The sequence below is a fragment of the Candidatus Palauibacter scopulicola genome, assembly GCF_947581915.1.
Classification (GTDB): Bacteria; Gemmatimonadota; Gemmatimonadetes; order Palauibacterales; family Palauibacteraceae; genus Palauibacter; species Palauibacter scopulicola.
This window is the reverse complement of record NZ_CANPWG010000041.1, coordinates 1-20,442: the sequence shown is the minus strand read 5'-3', so window position 1 is coordinate 20,442 and position 20,442 is coordinate 1. Positions and strand designations below refer to the sequence as shown.

Annotated in this window: 13 protein-coding genes and 1 riboswitch; of the genes, 3 read left to right on the top strand and 10 right to left on the bottom strand. The window is 70.0% G+C overall.

Annotation, left to right across the window (positions count from 1 at the left end; translation table 11 throughout):
* Positions 1–22 precede the first annotated feature (22 nt).
* Together RN743_RS08125 and glgP are read right to left on the bottom strand one after the other, a co-directional pair.
* Complete coding sequence (locus RN743_RS08125; RefSeq protein WP_310778664.1) at positions 23–553, bottom strand: hypothetical protein; 531 nt, start codon at positions 551–553, stop codon at positions 23–25.
* Positions 554–854: 301 nt separating this feature from the next.
* Positions 855–3,053, bottom strand: a complete 2,199-nt coding sequence (glgP, locus tag RN743_RS08120; protein WP_310778660.1) for an alpha-glucan family phosphorylase — start codon at positions 3,051–3,053, stop codon at positions 855–857.
* Between the two features lie 269 nt (positions 3,054–3,322).
* Between glgP and RN743_RS08115 the strand changes: the two genes are divergently transcribed.
* Positions 3,323–5,020, top strand: a complete 1,698-nt coding sequence (locus RN743_RS08115; protein ID WP_310778657.1) for a sodium:alanine symporter family protein — start codon at positions 3,323–3,325, stop codon at positions 5,018–5,020.
* On the opposite strand, the gene RN743_RS08110 is transcribed toward RN743_RS08115, so the two are convergent.
* The 8 genes from RN743_RS08110 to RN743_RS08075 form a co-directional block, all read right to left on the bottom strand.
* On the bottom strand, positions 5,017–5,472 hold the full coding sequence (locus tag RN743_RS08110) for a hypothetical protein (RefSeq protein ID WP_310778654.1): 456 nt from the start codon (positions 5,470–5,472) through the stop codon (positions 5,017–5,019). The genes RN743_RS08115 and RN743_RS08110 overlap by 4 nt on opposite strands.
* A gap of 3 nt (positions 5,473–5,475) precedes the next feature.
* The gene (locus RN743_RS08105) at positions 5,476–6,054 is read right to left on the bottom strand and encodes a PadR family transcriptional regulator (protein ID WP_310778651.1); all 579 of its coding nucleotides are present in this window, start codon (positions 6,052–6,054) and stop codon (positions 5,476–5,478) included.
* A gap of 103 nt (positions 6,055–6,157) precedes the next feature.
* Complete coding sequence (locus RN743_RS08100) at positions 6,158–6,895, bottom strand: hypothetical protein (RefSeq protein WP_310778648.1); 738 nt, start codon at positions 6,893–6,895, stop codon at positions 6,158–6,160.
* Positions 6,892–7,671, bottom strand: a complete 780-nt coding sequence (locus tag RN743_RS08095) for an SDR family NAD(P)-dependent oxidoreductase (protein WP_310778645.1) — start codon at positions 7,669–7,671, stop codon at positions 6,892–6,894. Before RN743_RS08095 ends, RN743_RS08100 begins: the two co-directional genes overlap by 4 nt.
* Complete coding sequence (locus RN743_RS08090) at positions 7,668–9,794, bottom strand: prolyl oligopeptidase family serine peptidase (protein WP_310778642.1); 2,127 nt, start codon at positions 9,792–9,794, stop codon at positions 7,668–7,670. Before RN743_RS08090 ends, RN743_RS08095 begins: the two co-directional genes overlap by 4 nt.
* A gap of 1 nt (position 9,795) precedes the next feature.
* Positions 9,796–10,611 (bottom strand): GNAT family N-acetyltransferase, encoded by an 816-nt coding sequence (locus RN743_RS08085; protein ID WP_310778639.1) that lies wholly within the window; start codon positions 10,609–10,611, stop codon positions 9,796–9,798.
* The gene (gene menC, locus RN743_RS08080; RefSeq protein WP_310778635.1) at positions 10,608–11,765 is read right to left on the bottom strand and encodes an o-succinylbenzoate synthase; all 1,158 of its coding nucleotides are present in this window, start codon (positions 11,763–11,765) and stop codon (positions 10,608–10,610) included. The genes RN743_RS08085 and menC overlap by 4 nt, the downstream gene beginning before the upstream one ends.
* Positions 11,766–11,881: 116 nt before the next feature.
* Complete coding sequence (locus RN743_RS08075; protein WP_310778632.1) at positions 11,882–14,683, bottom strand: DUF5916 domain-containing protein; 2,802 nt, start codon at positions 14,681–14,683, stop codon at positions 11,882–11,884.
* 126 nt (positions 14,684–14,809) lie between these two features.
* A riboswitch (SAM riboswitch) is annotated at positions 14,810–14,883 on the top strand.
* Between the two features lie 38 nt (positions 14,884–14,921).
* On the opposite strand from RN743_RS08075, the gene metH reads away from it, so the two are divergent.
* Positions 14,922–18,689, top strand: coding sequence for a methionine synthase (gene metH, locus RN743_RS08070; protein ID WP_310778628.1), 3,768 nt, complete (start codon positions 14,922–14,924; stop codon positions 18,687–18,689).
* The coding region (locus RN743_RS08065; protein ID WP_310778625.1) for a bifunctional homocysteine S-methyltransferase/methylenetetrahydrofolate reductase at positions 18,686–20,442 on the top strand (1,757 nt) is incomplete at its 3' end. The genes metH and RN743_RS08065, both read left to right, overlap by 4 nt.

Here is a 20,442-nt window from a genome sequence, read left to right as displayed (position 1 = left end):
TAGAATCCATGAATTCGTCGCTTCAAAACCAAATGCGCCCGCCGACGAACACCTTCGATCCCTGGTGCAAACCGACCGTCAAGCTCGATGTCGAGCCGAAGTTCATATCCTCCCATCCGTCACCCCGGAGGACCGACCCGGCAATCCAGCCGACACCCGCACCGATGGCCGCGAAGGTGCCGGCCACAAGTCCAAACGTCTCCGCGCCGCTGAACAGCCAATCGTCCTCGTAAAGCTCAGGGTTAACGAGGCCAAGCAGCCCCGCAACGGCGACGCCGGACCCCGCACCGATCAGCGCCCCCTTCGTGCGGGGACGACGCTCAACCTGGCGCTCTATCCGACGAATCGCGTCAAGCGCGATGGATCGTGTCCCGCCTTCGTCCTGTAGAACCAGCCCGTCCTGCCGCATCTCGACGAATGAGCCGGTCACCGTGCTCGACGGAAGCGTTACGCGAATCCGCTCACCCGGCACCTGCGCCACGGCGAAGGCAGGACTCATCGTCACGCAAGTCACCGCGACAACCACCGCAGCCATCAACCGCGCGACGTTCATTCCTCTACCCCGCTCTCCGCAGTCCCGGTTCGGGTCGCTCGGTCAGGCGACGGTCCGGACGCTCCCGAACGGCTTGTGTGGAAGAGGGGACTGGACGGCGCTATGCTGAGCCGAGGAGCCCACCGCAAGCCTTGCGGTCATGCGGACACCGCCCAATCCCCTCAAGCCAACGGAACCCTGCAAAATAGCCGATCGTAGGCGGTCCTTGGGCGACGAGATCGGGCGTTTCGGCGATATTATGGCGACAAAGCGGCGTACTTTGCGCAGGCGGGCCAGCCGCGGCCGCGTCCAGCCAGCCGCGTCAGTCGTCGCCGCGGAGGGAGGGGACGTAGTAGTCGCGGGCGTAGTCGCGCACCATGCGGCTTGCCGTGAACCGCGCGCCGGCCACCTCGATCGCACGCCGCGCCTGGGCCAGCCAGCCCGCCGGCGCGTCGTCCCCGCAGCCGGCACCGGGCCGGTCGTAGTAGAGGGGGATGACCTCCTCCTCCAGGAGCCGGAAGAGGTGCTCGGCGTCGTGCTCGTCCACCTCCGCCTCGCTCGCCGTGGCGGGGGCGGGCGGGATGATCCACCCGTTGTCGCCCTCGAACCCCTCCTCCCACCAGCCGTCAGCGGTCGCGAGTTGGGGGACGCCGTTGAGGGCGGCCTTCATCCCGCTCGTCCCGCTCGCCTCCAGCGGGACCCGGGGGAGGTTGAGCCACAGGTCGACGCCCTCGACCAGACCGTGCGCCGTGTGGAGCCCGTAGTTCTCGAGGAAGGCGACCCGGCCCTCGAACTCCGGATCGCGGGTATGCTCGTACACCCGCTGAAGGACGCGCTTGCCGTCGTCGTCCCGCGGGTGCGCCTTCCCGGCGAAGATCAGCTGCACGGGGCGGGCGGGGTCGGAGAGAAGCGCGAGGAGGCGGTCGCGGTCGCGGAAGATGAGGTCCGCGCGCTTGTAGGTGGCGAAGCGGCGCGCGAAGCCGATCGTGAGCGGCTCGGGGCTCATCAGCGTGCCGGCTCCGGCGAGGTGCGCCGACTCCGGCCAGTGGTCCGGCCACCGGCGCCGGGCCTCGTCCCGCATCAGCTCGAGGAGCCGGAGTTTCAGCCGGCGCCGCACACGCCACAGCGCCTCCGCGGGCACGTCGCGCGCCGCGCGCCACATGGCTTCGTCCCCCGGACCGCATCGCCACCCGGCGGGGAGCCATTCGTCCAGGAGGCCGGCGACGCCGTCGCTCATCCACGTGGCGAGGTGGACCCCGTTCGTCACGTGCCGGATCGGCACCTCTCCGGCCGCCCGGTCCTCCCAGAGGCCGTGCCAGATCTCGCGGCTCACGCGCCCGTGCCGCGCGGAAACGCCGTTGACGCGCCGCGAAAGCCGGATCGCCGCCGCCGTCATGTGAAACCGGTCCTGCGCCTCGTCGTCCGGATGGAGACCGAGTCCCAGCAGCTCCTCGCGGTGAGGGAACTCTTCCCAGAACGTCTCGCCGATCCATTCCCGCATCTGCGCGTGGGAGAACACGTCGTGGCCCGCGGAGACGGGCGTGTGCGTCGTGAACACCGTCGACGCCCGGACCCGCGACACAGCGTCCGTGAAGGACCGGCCGTCCCGCATCAGCCGGCGCACGCGCTCCACCATCATGAACGCCGCGTGTCCCTCGTTCGCATGCCACGCCCCGGGATCGATCCCGAGCGCGGCGAGCACGCGCACGCCGCCGACGCCGAGAATCGCTTCCTGCCGCAGGCGGTGGTCCGCGCCGCCCGCGTAGAGCTGGTGGGAGAGCCCGCGGTCGGCGGGATCGTTCTCCTCGAGATCCGTGTCGAGGAGGTACAGCGAGACGCGCCCGACGCGCAGCCTCCAGGCCCCGATGTGGATGCGGCGCCCCCCGCCCTGAAGCGAGGCGAGCCATGGGATGCCATCCGCGCCCTGCAGCCGCTCCAGCGGCGTCAGGTCCGGGTCGAGCGGGTCGTCCGCATCTTCCTGCCAGCCGTCCGGCCCCAGCGTCTGGTCGAAGTACCCGTGCGCGTACATCAGCCCGACGCCGACGAGGGGTACGCCGAGTTCGGAGGCCGCCTTGAGATGGTCCCCGGCGAGCACGCCGAGCCCTCCGGAGTAGATGGGGATGGACTCGTGCAACGCGAATTCCGCGCAGAAGTACGCCACGGGGCGCTCGGCAAACTCCGCGTAGCTCCGGGCAAACCAGGTGGACGCCGCGCTCTCGCCGCCGCCAAGCACCCGGTCCCGCGCATCGCACGCCGCGTCGTACCGGCGCAGGAAGCCGTCGTCGGCCGCTAGCTCACGCCATCGCGTCTCCCCGACCGCCCGCAGCAGCGCCACGGGGTTGTGCCGCGTACGGCGCCACAGCGGCGGATCGATGGCCCCGAAGAGGGCCGGGGCCGCCGGGTTCCACGTCCACGAGAGATCGCTCGCGAGTTCCCAAAGCCCTCCGAGGCGGTCGGGAATTCCGGCAGGACGGGGCTTCCCGGCCCCCATCGTCTTGTTGTTCGGACCCACGTCCCTCATCGTCTCCTTGCTTCCGCGGGGGTTCTCGTCGCTGCCGAAGATCGGGGCGTAGCGGGGCTCCCAGGTTCGACACCAGGCGCCCGGAGCGCGAACGAAGTTACGGTGCCGTGAGGTGCGCGACACACCCCGGCGCAGGCCTCTTTCCGCGACCCTGATCGGTCCCGTCCCGGCCGCGTCTCACTCGCCCACCCGTTGCAGCGTCAGCGGCACGGGGCCAAACTCAGCCCGCCTCCAGTGTCGTGCTCACTCGCCGCTAACGGGGACAACGCATGGACTTCGCCACAATCGTAGACTGGCTCGACCGCAACGTCGCGCAGTTCGGGATCACGATCGGGGGAGAGCGCCTGACGCTTCAGGTCCTGCTCCTCCTCGGCATCGGCACCTACCTCACCCTCCGGCTCGGCCTGCCGCAGATCCGCAAGTTCGCGCACGGCGTCGCCGTGGCCACGGGCCGGTACGACGATCCGAACGACCCGGGCGACGTGTCGCACTTCCAGGCGCTCACCACCGCGCTCAGCGCGACGGTGGGCATCGGAAACATCGCCGGCGCCGCGATCGCCATCCACCTCGGAGGGCCGGGGGCGCTCTTCTGGATGTGGATGACCGCCTTTCTCGGCATGGCGACGAAGTACAGCGAGGTCACGCTGGCGCAGAAGTACCGCGAGGTCGACGAGTCGTCGGCGAAGTACAGCGGGACGGTGTCGGGCGGGCCGATGTACTACATCGAGAAGGGGCTGGGGCCGCGCTGGAAGCCGGTGGCGGCCTTCTTCGCGGTCATGCTGGGACTGACCGCGTTCATGACGGGGAACGCCAACCAGGCCAACACGGTCGCGGACGCGATGCTGGCGGAGTTCGGGATCGCCAAGTGGATCACCGGCCTCGCGACCTCGACGATCGTTGCGCTCGTGATCCTGGGCGGCATCAAGCGCATCGGCCGGGTGACCAGCATCCTGGCTCCGTTCATGGCGATCGTCTACGTGACGGCCGCCATGATCATCATCATCCTGAACCTCGGCGAGGTGCCGGGGACCTTCGCGCTCATCTTCCGCGAGGCCTTCAACCCGACCGCCGGCGTGGCGGGCACCGGCGTTGGCGCCTTCCTCGTCACGCTCATGTGGGGCGTGCGGCGCGGGCTGTTCTCGAACGAGGCCGGGCAGGGCTCCGCGCCGATCGCGCACGCGGCGGCGAAGACGGACGAACCGGTCTCCGAGGGCGTCGTCGCGCTGCTCGAGCCGTTCATCGACACGATCGTCATCGTCACGATGACCGCGCTCGTCGTGATCATGACCGGCGCCTGGAACTCGCAGGTCCCGACCGCGATCCAGCTCGAAGGCGGGGACATCAGCTACGTGGTGCTGGACGAGGGCGGAAGCTCGGTGCCGACGGACCCGACGGGGACGATCCGCTACACGATCGGACGGCCGGGCGTGACGAGCGAGCCGCATCTGGCGTGGCACGAGGTCTCCGTGCCGCAGTTGTTCGAGGACGAGGCGCAGACGCAGCCGTTCAGCGGGGCCGTCGATCCGGCGCGGACCGTCGCGATCGCCGATGACGGGCGGGAACTCACCGTCCTCTACGGGCAGGCCTACGAGACCGGCGCGCCGCTGACGCAGATGGGATTCCAGCGCGGCCTGTCCCCGCTCGGCGACTGGGGCCACTACATCGTGATCTTCTCCGTCTTCCTGTTCGCGATCTCAACGGCGATCTCGTGGAGCTACTACGGCGACCGCTGCGCGAACTACCTGTTCGGGCCGAACGCGATCATCCCGTACAAGCTCGTCTTCGTCGCCATGCACTTCGTCGGGGCCGTGCTGCCGCTCGCGGTGGTGTGGTCGCTGGGGGACATCTTCCTGGCCATCGTCATCATCCCGAACCTGATCGCGCTGATCTTCCTCGCGCCCCAGATCAAGGAGATGACGGAGTCCTACTTCACCCGCAGCCCCTGGGAGAGGCACCGCAAACACTAGCGCGGCGGAGCCTTGCCTCCCCGGGCCTGAAGCGCGGCGCCTTCGCCTCGGAGGCGCCGCACCCCCTCCACGTACTCGGAGAAGCTGATCCTGCCCGAGACGTAGCGACGCTGCAGCCGGGAGAAGATCCGGCTTTCCGCTCGCGTCGCCGCCTCGGCCGGCGCGACGGTATCTGACGCGGGCACATCGAGGCGGGAGTGCCGCGCCCGGCTGGCGCGCGGTCTCCGCGTCCGGACGGCGCCCGTCAGGTCGTCCGCAAGGCTCCTCACGTCGGCCGCGCACTGTCGCAGAAGCCCGGGCCAGGATTTCACCGCGACGGCCAGCGCGCGGCTCACTGCGCGACCCACGCCCAGGAGGATGCGGTGGAAATCACCCCGGCTCCAGACGCCGGCGCGCACGCGTTTGCGGTAGATCACGGCGGCGATGCCTCCCAGGAAGACGATCTCGAACATCGCTCAACCCTCCCGCGAGGCCGCGGCCCCGGGTTCCGGCCACGCGCTCTCGATCTCGCGCGCCGCGCGGTCCAGGATCGACTTCACCCTTGCGAGCGTCTCCGGATCGCCCTGTCCGCCCGTCGCACGCTCGAAGCTCACCTGGGCGAGGTGGATGAACGAGCGCGTCACGTCGCGCATCGCGTGTCCCGCGAAGCGCTCGCCCATGTTGACGAAGCGGCCGAAGATGTCGCGGGTGCGGGAGCGGTGCTCCTCGAGAAAGTCGCGGCCCGCGGACGTCAGCCTGTAGACGCGCTTCCCGTCCTCCTGCGTCGACGACACGTACCCCTGGTCCTCGAGCAGCTGCAGGGTGGGGTAGACGGAGCCCGGACTCGGCGTGTAGAGGCCGCCGGACTCCTCCTCCAGCCGCCGCATCAGTTCGTAGCCGTGCATGGGTTCGTCCGAGAGGAGGCGGAGGAGGACGAACTTCAGCTCCCCCTTCCGGACCACGCGCCGGTTGCCCCCGAATCCGCCGCCGAAACGGAAAACGCCGGGGCCGGAGCAGTTGGCCCAGGCGCCGAATCCATCCTTGTTCGTGAACATTTATCTCCTCCCGCTTCCGACCGGTCTCGATATATCGAAATAGTATCCGATATATCGGAACGATGCAAGGGGGAGGACCCCGAAAGCAGGGGTCGAAACGGGTTCAGCTTGCGGGGGAGGGGGGCTCCCACAGCTCGACCCGGGCTCCGAGCGGGTCGAGGGTCCAGGCGAACTTCCCGTACTCGTAGGCTTCCCGATTCGGGTCGACCCAGGCGCCCCCCGCCTCCAGCGACTCGACGAGTCCGTCGAGGTCCCCCACCCTCAGGTTGAGCATGAAGGGGTGGGGACTGCGCTCGCCCCGCGAATCGAAGTAGGTCGTATCCGCCGGGAAGACCTCCCACACCGTGAGGGTGTCCGTCTCGTCCACCGAGCGGGCCGGGAACGTCACGTAACCGTCCGCGCCCGGCCGGATCCCGACCTTCTCGTACCACGCCTTGCTGGCGCCCGGGTTCGGGGACCGGAAGAAGACGCCCCCGATGCCCTCGACGGCTCCGTGGTCGGTCGCAGGCTCGGCGGAGGGGGTCAACTCCGCGAACTCCGCCTTCCACCCATCGGGGTCCAGGATCCAGTCGCGTCCCTCGAGCGGATCGGCCCGAGGGTCATGGTCGCGCACGAGGTAGCGGATGACGAACGGCTGCCCCTCGGGGTCGAAGCGGGGCGCGGCCTCATCAAGAAAACTCAGCTCGCTGACGGCGGCGGTTGCGGTGTCCGGGTGCGTCCAGGCGAACCGGGCGCCGCCATCTTCGGAGAAGCGGAGGCCGAGGTGGCGGCGGTACCAGTCGCGGACCCGGCGGGGCTCGGGGCAGGCGACGTAGAGCCCGCCGATTCCGACGACCTTCATCCCCCGTCGCGGTGGAAGTGGTGTACGCTGCCCTGGGATCTTCCGAACACGACGACGTCGGCCAGGTTGATGTGGGGCGGGGCGTTCACGACGTAGGACACGACGTCGGCGACATCCGTCCCGGTGAGCGGCTCCACCCCCTCGTACACGGCTCGGGCGCGGTCCTCGTCGCCCCTGAAGCGCACGAGCGAGAACTCCGTTTCGACGAGACCCGGATGGACGCCCGACACGCGGACGCCGGTGCCGAGGACATCGAGATTCGTCCCCTCGGTGATCGCCTGCACGGCGTACTTCGTGGCGGCGTACACGCTCCCGCGCGGATAGACCTGCCGGCCGGTGATGCTGCCGATGTTGACGACCTGCCCCGAATCGCGCTCGACCATGCCGGGGAGGAAGGCGCGCGTCACGTAGAGGAGCCCCTTCACGTTCGTGTCGATCATGCGGTCCCAGTCGTCGACATCGGCGTCGTGGACGAGCGCCATGCCCGAGGCGAGGCCCGCGTTGTTGACCAGGATGTCGGGGGTGCCGCGGGCGGCGACAAGCCGCTCCGCCTCGCCCCGGACCGCGTCGCGGTCGCGGATGTCGACCACGCCGATGTCCACGGTGACCCCGCTCCGGGCCGCGATCTCCTCCGCGAGGCGGGCGAGCCGCTCCTCCCTGCGCGCCCACAGCACGAGGTTCGCGCCGTCATCGCCCAGGCGGCGGGCGATGGCCTCGCCGATCCCCGAACTCGCTCCCGTGACAAGCGCAAGCTGTCCCGCGATGCGGGGGGTCACGGGTTCGCGCCTCCCGTGGCGGGAGCATTGCGCAGGTGAGCGTCCATGAATTCGGCGGACCGCTCGAAGGCGGTGACCCAGTTCCGGTGCAGGAGGAAGCCGTGGACCTCGTCGGGGAAGACGAGTTGCTCGACCTCGACGCCCCGCTTCCGAAGCGACTCGATGAGATCCACGGACTCCGAGAACGGCACGTTGCGGTCGTCGTCGCCGTGGATCAGCAGCACCGGGGAGCGCCAGCCGTCGATCCACGCCATCGGCGAGGACTCGAACGCGAGCCGGGCGACGGCCTCGCGCGCCTCCGGCTGGTAGGACGGCACGAAGTTCCGGATGACCACATTCCAGTCGTGTACCCCGTGGATGTCGACCCCCGCGGCGAAGAGATCCGAATTCCGCGCAAGGCCGAGCGCCGTCAGGTAGCCCCCGTAGGAACCGCCCCACAGCCCGACCCGGGTGGCGTCCACGTCGTCCCGTTCCGCGAGGAAGCGGGCCGCCGCGACGACGTCACGGTACTCGCTGGCGCCGCGCGCGCCGTAGTTCAGCGCCTCCCTGAACTCGAGCCCGTAGCCGGTACCGCTGCGATAGTTCACCGACAGCACGACGTAGCCGCGGCTCGCCAGGTACTGGTTCAGGGCGTACGTGTTGTGGTAGTACCGCATGTAGTGCCAGCCGAGGAGCATCTGCCGCCGCGACCCGCCGTGGAAGAAGACCGCCGCCGGGTGGCGTCCGCCCTCCACCGACACCGGCGGAAGGAAGAGTTGCCCGTGGATCAGGATCCCATCCTCGGACTCGAACGTCACCTGCTGCGGCTCCACGAGACTTTCGAACGGGAAGGCGTCGGGCATGAACCCGTCGACCAGCGGACGCCGCTCTCCCCCCGCGTCCAACTCGGCATGGGCCGGGGTTCGGCCGTCGGTGGCGAGGTACGCGAGCACTCCGCCAGGAGTGACCGCTGGGTTCCACTCGATGCCGTTCCCCGACGTCAGCACCTCGGGCTCACCCTCGGCGGCGACCCGCCAGATGTGTCGGCGATCGATGTCGCCCGCGTTCGAGACGTAGTAGACGGACTCCCCATCCGGCGATGGGAGCACGGATTCGACCTCGAACTCGCCCGGCGTGAGGTGCGTGGCGGGGCCTCCCGCGACGGGAACCGAGTACAACTGGTGCCAGCCTTCGCGTTCCCACGGGAATACGAGCCGGTCCGACGCGAGCCAGATCAGCGAAGGCCCGGTCATGGCCTGGAACGCGCTCCCGCGGCCGGGTGGAGCCCGCCACACGTCGCGCGCCTCCCCCGTGGCGGGATCCGCCACCCGGATCGACCAGGGCAGGGCGCTGCGCATCGGGGTGAAGGGCAGCTGCGCCCCCTCGTTCGGGACGCGGATAAACGCGATGGCCGTCCCGTCCGGCGACCACGTGGGGCTGCCGTCCCGGTCCAGGCTCGGGTCGAGATAGCGGACCTCCCCCTCGTCCAGCGAGAAGACGCCGACGAACGCGTGATCTCCGCGGTTGCTGACGAAGGCGAGCCGGTCTCCGTCCGGAGACCACGCCAGCGACCCCGCGCTCCCGCGGATGCGGAGCAGGGGACCGGGGGGCGCCGAGCCGTCGAGCGTGAGCGTGAAGACCTGTCCGCGGTTCAGAAAGGCGATCGTGCGCCCGTCCGGCGCGATGGCCGGGGAACTCCCCTCGGCGAGAGGCCGCGAAGTTCCGTCGATCCCGGCGACCCACACCATCTGCGTCGCCGGCTCCGGCTCGGAGCGCGGGTTCGGAATCTCGCCCGCCCGGTTCGGTCCGCCTCCGCGCACGAAGATGACTTGGCGCCCGTCGGGCGTGAAGCGCAGTTGGGAGAGGTCCTGGCCGTCGTCCTCGGTCCAGTTCGTGAGCTGGCGGCCCACGTACTCCGGGCCCTCCGCGATCCAGATGTTGCGGGCGCCCCGGTCGTAGCGAACCCAGGCGAACGCGGCGCCGGTCGGAGCGGCGATGAGGTCCGTGGCGAATGGCGCGGCGAGGATGTCCTCGACGGAATACGGGCTCTGGGCCGAAGCCGCGGATGGAGCGAGGGGGGCGAGCAACCCGAGGATGCCGGCCGCCCACATGCGTCCGCGGGACGCCGCGACCGGCGGGCTCACGTCAACCGTTCCGGCGCAGGACATAGAAGCACCGGTTCGCCGAGGGATTTCTGACAAGGCTCTCCACCGCATATCCCCTCCTGAGATAGGCCAGGAACGCGTCCCGCACCGTTTCGCGCCACCGCACGAGCGACCCGTCGGGTGGCAGCGATTCGACATCTGCCGGAACCTCGACGAACACCTCGTCGCTCCCAGGCAGTCCGCCGCCCGCCGCGCCGCGTTCCCCGGGCCGGGTCACGACGCACGCCGGATCCGGAAGCGGCGCCTGGAGCCGCCGGGCCGAGCGCCGGGATCCCTCGTCCAGGGCCCGGCGGGTCTCCGGGCCGTCGAGATCCCAGCGCACGATGAACCGGTCGGTTTCGCCGCCGCCATGCAAGGGGCTCCCCGTATCCGCGCCGTACATGTTCGGTGCGTAGCGAAGCACCGTCGCGCCGAGCCGGTTCAGGTTCAGATGCGCGTTTCGCGCGACCATCGGGTCGTACGTCCAGAAGATGGTGCGGATGCCGTCGGACCGGACAGACTCCCGCTGAAACAGCTTCAGGTCGCGGCCCAGGCCCCGTCCGCGCGCGGACGGTTCGACCGCCAGCATGTGCGACCAGTGCGACGGCACGCCTTCGAACCGCCCCAGCAGGGAATAGACGAAGCCGATCATGCGACCGTCCTCGAACGCCCCTCCCGCAAAGCCGCCGATCTTCCGAGAGACCTGGAGGACGGAGGCGGGAACGATGTCGGCGAACCCCTCTCCCCACGTCATCTCCTGCAGCCGTACGCACGCGCGCCACTCCTCGAGCGTCTCGAGCGCGCGATACTCCGTCACGCCGGGACGCGAACGCCGCCGCCGGCGATCGTCTCGCTCCGCCGCGTGAGCGCCTCCACGCGCTCGATGTCCACTTCCACCCCGAGCCCCGGCCGGTCGCGCGGCACGGTCACGAAGCCGTCCGCGCTCATCGTCCACTCGGGACCGACGATGTCGCGCTCCCAGTAGCGGGCGCTCGGCGAGAGGTCGCCGGGAAGCCGGAAGTTCGGCATCGAGGCCAGCGCGACGTTGTAGGCCCGCCCGATCCCGCTCTCGAGCATCCCCCCGCACCAGACCGGCACGCCGGCCCGCGCCGAGATGTCGTGGATCTCGCGGGAGTTCCGGAACCCGCCGACCCGCCCCGGCTTGATGTTCACGATCCGCCCGCTGCCGAGCGCCAGCATGTCCTCGCACGACGCCGGGTCCACGATCGACTCGTCGAGGCAGACGGGCGTGGTGAGCCGCTCCTGGAGCCGGGCGTGGCGCACGAGGTCGCCGGCCGCCAGCGGCTGCTCGATCATGATCAGGCCGAACGCGTCGAGTTCCGCCAGGCGGTCCGCGTCGTCCAGCGTGTAGGCCGCGTTCGCGTCGACCGCCAGCGCCCGTTCGGGCCCCAGCGCATCGCGCACCGCCCCGACGTACTCGATGTCCTTCTCCGGGCTGATCTTGAGCTTGACCTTGCCGTATCCCTGCTCGACCGCCTGCCGCGCCTTCTCGACGAGCGCGGCGGGCGAAGGCTGGAGGCCGAGCGAGATGCCCGTCGCCACCCGGTCGCGCGTCCCTCCGACGAGTGCGGACAGGGAGACGCCCGCCACCTCGGCGCTCAGGCCCCAGATGCCCATCTCGATCGCGGCCTTGGCCATGGGGTGACCCTGAACGCCCTCATCCAGCAGGGGCCTCACGGCCTCCGGGCCCTCGATCTCCCGGCCCAGCACCCGTGGCAGGAGCCAGCGCCGCAACGCCAGCCGCGCGGTGTCCACGGTCTCGGGAGAGTAGTTCGGCTCCTCCCCGCACACGCACTCCGACCAGGCCGTGGCGCCGCTCTCATCACGGAGTTCGAGGAGGAGGATCCGGCGGTTCTCGACCCATCCGGATGAGATGATGAACCGCTCCCGGAGCGGGAGTTCGATCTCCCGAAGCGTCACTTCGACCAGGTTCAGCGGGCTTGTCGGCAAGGCGTTCGTCTCCGCGTTCGTCTGCGCGGGCGGGGGAGCCGGGACGTTAGCCGTTGCGACACCGGTCGCGCCAGAATCCGGGCCGGGCGCGACCGGTCAGATCGGGAGGAGTCCGGTCAGATCGAGAGGTAGTGGCTCACCTTGACGATGAAGACGTTCTCCGCCGGCGCGAAGAACAGCCCCTCCAGATCACGATTCAGGTCGAAAGTGCCGAACGGCACGCTCTCCCGGCGCGCGTGCTGCCACACGAGATAGAGCTGCGAGCCCGGGCGATACTCCCACCGGAAGACCGCGTTGCCGCGCAGGGAGCGGATGTTGAAGTCGCGGTCCCTGGTCGCGTAGTCCAGTTCGCCATCGCCGTCGAAGTCGAAATGGCGCACGCCATCGCGCGCACAGGTCGTCCCTCCGGTGCAGCCCGTGGCGATGCCGTTGAAGCGGTAGACCCGCCCCTCATCATGGTGGAGAAAGTCGAAGGTGCCGGCGGCGGCAAGCTGCCGATAGTCGAGGTAGTCGCCCGACGTCAGCAGCGGCTGCGCATAGAGTTGCAGGCTGAGGTCGGGCGTGAACGACACGTTGAGGCGCGTCTCCATCGAGAAACCCCGGCGGTGGAGATCCCCGAACAGATACCGCGTGCCGTACGTCGGCTCATAGCTCAGGGTGGTCGTCCGGGTCACGTACTGGGCGCCGTCCCGCCGGTCGTTGTAGTTCGGGTTCACCGACACGCGCCAGTTCGGCAGCGGCCGGTAGGAGATGTTCAGGCCGGTGCTCATGTCGTGGCCGCGCCCCTGGTCCGCCACGCGGTAGGAGAAGTTCGGCGACACGTGAAAGGACCGGCTCCGGTCCGTGTTCGCGTCCAGCCGGACGCCGAACTCGGCGGGCTCGGTCATCAGCGGACCGCCACGCGTCTGCGTGTCGGACTGGGTCTCCGGCGAATACGAGAAGTTGAGGTTGAAGCCCCAGTTGTTGAGGAAGGTGAACCGTCCGCTGAACCACGCGCTGCCCGCATCGTAGGCGCGCGCCCAGTTCGAGCGGTCCCTGAGGTTCCCGTCCAGGAGCGAATGACGGAAGTTGTGGAAGGAGAAGAGGCTGATGTTGTAGTTACGGAACAGGTTGCCGGGCCTGATGTTCCGGTAGCTGATGCGCCCGCCCACGTCCAGCCGCTCGCCGCTGGTCAGGAACCCGAAGTCGTTGATCTCGAAGCCGGGGGTCTGCTGGCCCGCCCAGGCGCCCCACGTCCAGTGTTCGCTTTCCCGCTCCAACTGCACCCGCCAGTCGCTGCCGAACATGGACGTGGCCGTGGAGTCGATCGCGAGGTGGGGGGCGTCGGGACGCTGATAATAGTGGTTCGGGTTCTGCTGAAGGCGGAGCAGGGCGGCATTCGAACCCCGAACCAGGCTGCTCGAGTAAAAGCCCCAGAAACGGAAATCCCGGCTGCGGCTTCCGCCCCACTGGTGCTCGAAGTCGACGCCGAAGCTGAACGCCTCCGAGGGGAGATAATCGAACGTGCCGTCGGTTGGCAGTTCGCGCTTGAGCCCGGTACCGATGACGCCGATTTTGCTCGCGCCGCCGCGGAAGTCCTGCTGGAGGCGCAGCACGGCGTGCTCGGCCTGCGGTTCCGCCACGAACGGCGTCACGTAGTCGCCCTCCGCAAAGTACGCGTTGCCCTTTTCCTGCCCGGTCACCGCGGCCAGCGCCCCGACGGAGAGCCCGCCGCGCGTGCGCCCGGTCAGCTTCGCCGCCCCCAGGATCGAGGTCTGGGTCGGCTCATCGTGAAAGTCGGCGTCGTAGGGGCCCGATCCCCGCGGCTCCCGCCCGATCCGCCGGCTGAAGAAGAGCGCCTTGCCGCCGCCGAACCGCCCGCCGCGCGAGCCGGCGAAGGTGAAGATCTGCGCGTCGCGCACGAAGAACGGGCGCTTCTCCGGGAAGAAGGTCTCGAAGGCCGTGAGGTTGATGACTTCCGGATCCACCTCCACCTGCCCGAAGTCGGGGTAGATGGTCGCGTCGAGGCTGAAGGCGGAGCCGATCCCCATGCTCATGTCGAGGCCGCCGCGCGGCTCCATCTCGGTGCCGTCGAACAGCGGGTTGCCCGGCGTCGCGGGGGCGGTGTGGTACTGCGATACGGCGAAGGGCCGGACCTCGAACCTGCGGCTCGACCGCGGGAGTTGCAGCCCGTCGATGGTGCCGAACTGGCTCACCCGCCCGCGGGCCGTGCGCGACTGCAGGGCGAAGTAGACCGTCTCATTCGTCTCGAGACGCCGGCGCTCGAAGTTGATCCCCCAGGTCTGCAAGCCGGGGCGGGCTTCGTAGCGGATCTGGGAGAGCGGGATCCGCATTTCCACCGTCCACCCCCGGTCGTCGATCTGCACGGCGGAGTCCCAGATCGCGTCCCAGTTCGTGTCTTCCTGGGTGTCGCCGAACAGGTACCGGTCCGTCTCGGCCCCCGCGGCGCTGACCTCGAACTCGTAGCCGGTCAGCCCGTCGCGGTTCGGATCGAGCGAGAGCTTGAACGAATCGAACGAACCGCGTTCATCCCGGCGGGTGAGGCGCGCCCGGATCCGGCCCGGGTCGCTCTCGTACATGCGCGCCGCGACGTAGATCGCCGCGTCGTCGAACACGACCCGAACCTCCGTCGGCTCGGACGGTTCCGCGCCCTCCACGGGGATCCCCTGGACGAAGTCCGTGATGACGGGGGCCGGCTGCCATGCCGGATCGTCGAGCCGGCCGTCGATCGAGAGCGCGCCCTCTCGGCGCACCGCGTCCACGGCCGCCGGCGCCACGCCGCCCCGGAAGACCGTCGCCTCGGGCCCGTCGGGCGGCGAGAGCCCCTCCTGCTGCCCGGACAACCCCCACCCCATCCCGCTTATCGCAAGAGCCGCGAGGGCGAACGCCGCGCGGCCCGCTTCATGTATGTATTTCATATCACCCCAAACACATCCCGCCGCCACCCTGTTTAACGGCCCGCGGCGAAACGCTGCCACGGACTGTTACTCCGGCGTTCAAAGTTTCCGATTCAGGGCGCGCGCGCTAGTTTTGGCCTGCCGGAGCGTACCGGACGTGGTGATTTGAGGCGGATTGCAACCACGTAAAACAATCGCTAAAGAGCCACGCCCCGGGCGCGATTCTTGGCGACCGGGGTCTTTTTTTGAGGGGAACGTCGTGTCCGAAGCGCGAAGAAAACGCGTCGCACGGATTCGGGAGGCGCTCGAGCGGCGCATCCTCCTGATGGATGGCGGCGCGGGAACGATGATCCAGCGGCTGGGCCTCGACGAGGCGGCCTATCGCGCGGGTCCGCTCGCGGATCATCCCCAGCCTCTGTTCGGGAACCACGATGTGCTGAGCCTCACCCGTCCCGGCGATGTCGCGTCCCTCTACCGCGGCTACCTGGAGGCGGGGGCCGACTTCGTCACCACGAACACCTTCAACGCCCAGGCCATCTCCCAGGCGGACTACGGCATCTCCCACGAGGCCGGCAACGCCCACCTCATCCACGACATCAACGCCGCCGCGGCGCGGATCGCCCGGCAGGAAGCCGACGAGGCGACGCGGGCGGATCCCTCGCGGCCCCGCTTCGTGCTCGGGAGCATGGGGCCGACCAATCGGACCGCCTCCCTGTCGCCGGACGTCGAGAACCCTGCCTTCCGCGCGGTCACCTTCGACGAACTCGCGCGCGCCTATCGACAGCAGGCGGAGGGACTCGTCGAGGGGGGCGCCGACGTGCTGCTCGTCGAGACCATCTTCGACACGCTCAACGCGAAGGCGGCGATCTTCGGCATTCTCGAACTCGAGGCGGATCTCGGCGAGCCGCTGCCGATCGCCGTCTCCGGCACGATCACCGATCTCTCCGGCCGGACCCTGTCGGGCCAGACCGTGGAGGCGTTCTGGCTCTCGATCCGTCATGCGGACCCCCTCTTCGTCGGCCTGAACTGCGCGCTCGGCGCCGAGGAACTCGAGCCCTACGTGGCGGAACTCTCCGCCGCGGCCGACGTCCCCGTGGGCTGCCACCCCAACGCCGGCCTCCCGAACGAGTTCGGGGGCTACGACGACACGCCCGCCCACATGGCCGACCTGCTCGGGGACTTCGCGGACCGCGGGCTCCTCAACCTCGTCGGCGGCTGCTGCGGGACGGAGCCGGCACACATCCGGGCCATCGCGGAGCGCATGGAGGGGGTGCCCCCGCGACAGGTTCCCGCGATCGAGCCGCTGCCCCGGTTCTCGGGTCTGGAGCCGATCGCGATCCGGCCCGACACGCTGTTCGTCAACGTCGGCGAGCGCACCAACGTCACCGGCTCGGCGCGCTTCAGGCGGCTGATCCGGGAGGACGACTTCGACGAGGCGGTCGAGGTCGCGCGCGACCAGGTCGTCAACGGGGCGCAGCTTCTCGACGTGAACATGGACGAGGGCCTCCTGGACTCCGAGGCCGCCATGACCCGTTTCCTCAACCTCGTCGCGGCGGAACCCGACATCGCCCGCGTCCCGACCGTCATCGACTCCTCGCGCTGGGAGGTCATCGAGGCGGGGCTGAAGTGCACGCAGGGAAGGGCGGTGGTGAACTCGATCTCGCTCAAGGAGGGGGAGGAGGCGTTTCTCGCGCAGGCGGCGCTCATCCGCCGCTACGGGGCCGGTGTCATCGTCATGGCCTTTGACGAGCGGGGGCAGGCGGACACGGTGGACCGCAAGCTGGAGATCTGTGCCCGCGCCTACCGCCTCCTGCTCGGCGCCGGCTTCCGGCCCGGGGAGATCATCTTCGATCCCAACGTCTTCGCGGTGGGGACGGGCATCGCGGAACACGACGAGTACGGGGTCGCCTTCATCGAGGCCGTCCGCCGGATCAAGCGCGAACTCCCCGGCGCGATGACGAGCGGCGGGATCAGCAACATCTCCTTCTCCTACCGGGGAAACGACGCGGTGCGGGAGGCGATGCACACGGCCTTCCTCTACCACGCGATCGCGGCCGGACTCGACATGGGGATCGTGAACGCGGGGCGGCTCCCGCTCTACGACGACATCGACCCGGAACTGCTCGAAGCGGTGGAGGATGTCCTGCTCGCCCGCCGGCCCGACGCCACGGAGCGGCTCACGGACCTCGCCGGCCGGATCCGGGACGAGGGGATCGAGACGCGGGTGGACGATGCCTGGCGCTCGGAGGGGGTGGAAGCGCGGCTCGAGCACGCGCTCGTGGAAGGGATCGTCGAGCACATCGAGGAGGACGCCGAGGAGGCCCGCCTCATGTACGGCAAGGCGCTTCAGGTCATCGAGGGGCCGCTCATGGCGGGGATGAACCGCGTCGGCGACCTGTTCGGGAGCGGGCGCATGTTCCTGCCGCAGGTCGTGAAGTCGGCGCGCGTGATGAAGCGGGCCGTCGCCTTCCTCGTCCCCCACCTCGAAGCGGAGAAGGCGGGCAAGGCGGGCAAGGCGGGCAGGGCGGCGGGGAAGGGAACCATCCTCCTCGCGACCGTGAAGGGAGACGTGCACGACATCGGGAAGAACATCGTCGGCGTCGTGCTGCAGTGTAACGGCTACGACACGGTGGATCTCGGCGTCATGGTCCCCCCGGACCGCATCCTTGCGGAGGCCCGGGCCCACGGCGCGGACGCGATCGGGCTCAGCGGCCTCATCACGCCGTCATTGGACGAGATGGTGCGGGTGGCGAGCGAGATGGAACGGCAGGAGTTCGAGGTGCCTCTCCTCATCGGAGGCGCGACGACATCGCGGAAGCACACGGCGGTCATGATCGAGGAACGGTACTCGGGGGCGACCGTGCACGTGCTCGACGCCTCGCGGGCGGTCGGGGTCGTGGGGAAGCTCCTGGGCGACGACGGCGGGGCGGACTTCGTGGAGCGGACGCGCGCCGAGTACCGGCGCGTGCGCGAGGAGTACCGGGGAGGTAGGCGCCCGCTCGCCACGCTGGAGCGGGCCCGCGCGAACCGGCTCCCGCTCGATGCGGCCGTGGCGGCGCCGTCGCCGCGGGAACCCGGCGTGCATGTTTTCGACCCGTTCCCGCTGGAGGAACTGGTCGGCTACATCGACTGGACGCCCTTCTTCCGGACCTGGGAGATGAAGGGGCGCTTCCCGCGGTTGCTCGACCATCCGGAGCGGGGGCCGGCGGCCCGGTCGCTGTACGACGATGCCCGCCGGCTGCTCGACGAGATCGTCCGGGACGAATCTCTGACGGCGCGCGCGATCGCGGGGCTGTATCCGGCGAACGCGCGCGGGGACGACATCGTCCTCTTCGCGCCGGGGGAAGGGGAGACGGGGGATGGGGCGCCGGGGGACGGACGTCGCGAGTTGCTGCGGGTGCCGCACCTCCGCCAGCAGATGGACCGCTCCTCGGGCGCGAACGTCAGCCTGGCCGACTTCGTCCTGCCGGAGACGACCGGCGCCACCGACTGGAGCGGCGCCTTCGCCGTGACCGCCGGCATCGGCCTGGACGCGCTCTGCGCCCGCTTCGAGGCCGCCATCGACGATTACCGCAGCCTGCTCGCGAAGTCGCTCGCCGACCGGCTGGCCGAGGCCCTGGCCGAGCGCCTGCACGAGATCGTGCGCACGGACCTCTGGGGCTATGCGCCGGACGAGGCGCTCGACAACGAGGCGCGGATTGCCGAGCGCTACGTCGGGATCCGTCCCGCTCCAGGCTATCCGGCGTGTCCCGACCACTCGCAGAAGGTGCTCCTCTTCGACCTGCTCGGGGTGGAGCGCCGTCTCGGGATCACCCTCACGGAGAACTACGCCATGCACCCCGCCGCGTCGGTGTCCGGCTGGTACTTCGCGCGGCCGGAGGCCCGCTACTTCGGTCTGGGACGGATCGGGCGCGACCAGGTGGAGGACTACGCCGCGCGCAGCGGGGTCTCCCTCGCCGAGGCGGAGCGCCGTCTCTCGCCCAACCTCGGGTACGACCGGGATCCGGCCCTGGAGGCGACGGGATGAGCGATCGACTGCGGGAGTGGATCGAGGGAGACGGGATTCACCTCATCGACGGCGCGATGGGGACGGTGCTGTACGAGAGCGGCGTGTTCGTGAACCAGTGCTACGACGAACTGAACCTCACGGAACCCGACCGGGTGCTGGGCGTCCACGCCGACTACGTGCGGGCGGGGGCGCAACTCATCGAGACCAACACCTTCGGCGCGAACCCCGTCAAGCTCGAGCCGTTCGGCCTCGAACCGTCCGTCCTCGAGATCAACGTGGCGGCGGCGCGCCTGGCCCGGCAGGCGGCCGGGGAGCGCGCGGCGGTGCTGGGCGCGATGGGGCCGCTCGGCATCCGCATCGAACCCTGGGGCCCCACGTCGGTGGACGAGGCGGCGGAACTCTTCGGGCGCCAGGTCGCCGGGCTCGCGGAAGGCGGCGTCGACGGTTTCATGCTGGAGACGTTCTCCGACCTGGACGAACTGCTGCAGGCCGTGCGGGCGGTGCGGGAGGTCGCGGGAGATGCGCCGATCTTCGCGCAGATGACGTTCGGAGACGCGGGCCACACGGAGTACGGCGCCACGATCGAGGCCGCGGCGGCGGCGCTCGAGGACGCCGGGGCGGATGTGATTGGCCTCAACTGCTCGGTCGGCCCCTCCTCCATGCTGTTCGGCGTCGAGCGCATGGTGGCGGCCACGTCGCGGCCCGTGTCCGCGATGCCCAACGCGGGGCTGCCGCGCGATATCGGGGACCGGAAGATCTATCTCGCGAGCCCGGAGTACATGGCCCGCTACGCGCGGCGCATGGCGGCGGCGGGCGCCCGCTTCGTGGGAGGGTGCTGCGGGACGTCGCCCGAACACACCCGCCTCACGGCGACGCTGCTCGGGACCAACGGCCCCGGGCCGGTCCGCGTGTCCGTCTCCGCGCCGGGCGAGGCCGATGGCCGGGCGGCGACCGAGCCGCCTCCGCTCGCCGGCCGCTCCGCGCTCGGGCGCCGCCTGGCGCGCGGCGAGTTCGTCGGGGCCGTGGAGTTGACGCCGCCGCACGGGTGGGACCCGGGCGAGCTGCTGGCCGGAGCCGGCCGGCTCCGCGACGCCGGCGTGCACACCGTCCACATCGTCGACGGCCCCGCGCACCGGAGCCGCATCGCCGCGCTCCCCGCCGCGATCGTCATCGAGCGCGAACTCGGCATGGAGACCGTCCCGCACTACAGCTGCCGCGACCGCAACATGCTCGGCATGCTGAGCGACCTCCTCGGCGCCGCCGCGGCCGGTCTGCGCAACGTTTTCCTCCGCACCGGCGATCCCCCGCGCGGCGGCCCCTACGACACGGGCGGCGTGTACGACATCGACAGCATCGGTCTCACGAACGTCGTCCGGCAGCTCAACCTCGGCCTCGACCCGGGGGGAAGCTCGATCGGCGCCCCGACCTCGTTCGTGAAGGGCGTCGCCGTGAATCCCGGCGCCGTCGACCCCGAGGAGGAGATCCGGCGTTTCGCCTGGAAGGCCGAGGCGGGCGCGGATTTCGCCGTCACGCAACCCATCTTCGATCCGGAGAAGTTCCTCGCCTTCGCGCGCCGGATCGAAGAGTTCGGCGTCCCGCTCCTCGTGGGCCTGTGGCCGCCTCTATCCCTGGAGAACGCGGAGTTCCTGGCGCACGAGGTGCCGGGCGTCGATGTGCCGCTAGAGGTGGTGGAGCGAATGGCGGCGGCGCAGGCGCAGGGCGCCGAGGCGGCCGCGCGCGAGGGCGTCGCCATGGCCCGCGACGTCCTGGA